At 73.9% G+C, this 1,623-nt stretch carries 2 protein-coding genes; one reads left to right on the plus strand and one right to left on the minus strand.

Features of this window, described 5'->3' with window-relative positions; genetic code table 11:
• Positions 1-696 (minus strand): coiled-coil domain-containing protein (locus tag EAO70_RS36625; RefSeq protein WP_410091603.1); only part of this gene is annotated, 696 nt, incomplete at its 3' end.
• 343 nt (positions 697-1,039) lie between these two features.
• On the opposite strand from EAO70_RS36625, the gene EAO70_RS36630 reads away from it, so the two are divergent.
• Positions 1,040-1,393: a hypothetical protein gene (locus EAO70_RS36630; RefSeq protein WP_148007092.1), complete on the plus strand. Its 354-nt coding sequence runs from the start codon at positions 1,040-1,042 to the stop codon at positions 1,391-1,393.
• Positions 1,394-1,623: the final 230 nt, after the last annotated feature.

The following is a 1,623-nucleotide window of genomic DNA, read 5'->3' on the forward strand; positions in this document are numbered from 1 at the left end:
ACGGGCGGCCGTCGTGGCGGCGCCGGTGCGGTCGTTCCCCGCGGAGGTGTTCCGGGCCGCCTCCGCGGCCTCGTACCGGGCGCGCTCCTCGGCGGTCAGCCGCGCGAGCAGGGTCCGGGCCGCCCCGAGCTTGCCGAGGACGGCCGCCTTCTGCCGCCGCAGCTCCGCCTCGTGGCCGCCGAGCGCCTCCAGGCGGCCCGCCGACTCGCCGCGCAGCCGCTGTACGGCGGCGAGTTCACGCCGTACGCCGTCGACGGCGACCGCCTGCCGGTCCGCGGCCTTCTCGGCGCGCGCGGCCCGGTCCAGGTACTGGTCGGGGTCGGAGGTGAGGACCAGCTGGACGGCGGGGTCGAGGCCGCCGGACCGGTACTGGGCGGCGGCCATCGAGCCGAGCGCGTCCCGGGCGGTGTTGAGCCGCTGGGTCCTGCGGGCGGCCTCGTCGCGCAGCCGCTCGAAGGCGGTGCGGGCGGCGTCGGCCTTCTCCTTCGCGCCGTTGTACCGCTCGGTCGCGACCTCGGCCTCCTCGTAGAGCCGGTCGACCTTCTCCCTGACCTGGGCGGTGGTGGGACGGGGCTCGGCGTGCCCGGACCCCTCGAAGAGCGTCGCGGTCGCGGCGGAGGCGAGGGCGAGGGTGGCGGCGGTGCGGCCCGCCTGGCCACCGAGGGGGGAATGCCGGGGTTTTCGGTGGGCTGCCACGAGGGCGCGTCACATCCTCTGCCTGGGGGACACGGGCCCGCCGGGCCGACGGCGGGCCGCACAGGGGAGACGGACCGCCGCCGGGGTTTCTCGGCGGGGGTGACCGGCAACCGCCGGATCGCCGACGGTGGTGGGGAGCCGATCACCTGGTGAAGGACGCTAAACCTGGGGTCACGACCCGGCGGGGTGATGACCGCTATTGGCGTCACTTGGCGGTGGGCGACCGATGTCTTTCGCCCGGAGGGCCGGTCCGCCAGGCATCGCGGTGACCCTCCGACCGAAGCGGGGGAGTGGGTGGACCCGGCCGGAAGGTGGTGCTAGGGCCCCCGTTAGGCTCCGGCCCATGGACGTCCTCATCAATGTCTTCGTCGCCCTGCACATCATCGGTATCGCCTCCCTGCTGGGCGGCTTCCTCACCCAGATGAAGGCGATGGGGGCCGGTACGGCCCGCTTCGGCCCCGCGATGCTGCACGGCGCGCTCGTCATGCTCGTCACCGGCGTCGCGCTGGTCGGCCTGAACCAGGCGGACGACCAGACCGTCAACAACCTCAAGATCGGCATCAAGCTCGGGATCCTCGTCGTGATCCTCGCCCTCGTCTACGTCAAGCGCGACGAGGAGCAGGTCGACAAGGGCGCCTTCGCCGCCGTCGGCGCTCTGACCACGGCGAACATCTTCATCGCGACCCTCTGGACGTGACCCCCGGGGCCCGTCCCGGGCCCTCCGGGGCGACTCCCGGCCGCCCCGGTGTGACCGGTACCGCAGGCCGCAGGAGAAGGCGGCTCCCGAAGGCGGGCCCGGATGTCGGCGGGGCGTCCTAGACTCGTGAGGCGATGAGCAGCCTCTTTGACGACAGCTTCCTGGCCGGTCTCCGGATGAACCACTCCTCGGAGGAGCCCCCGCCCCACCCCGAGGACGACCACCACGGC

The organism is Streptomyces sp. adm13(2018), from assembly GCF_008042145.1.
Lineage (GTDB): Bacteria > Actinomycetota > Actinomycetes > Streptomycetales > Streptomycetaceae > Streptomyces.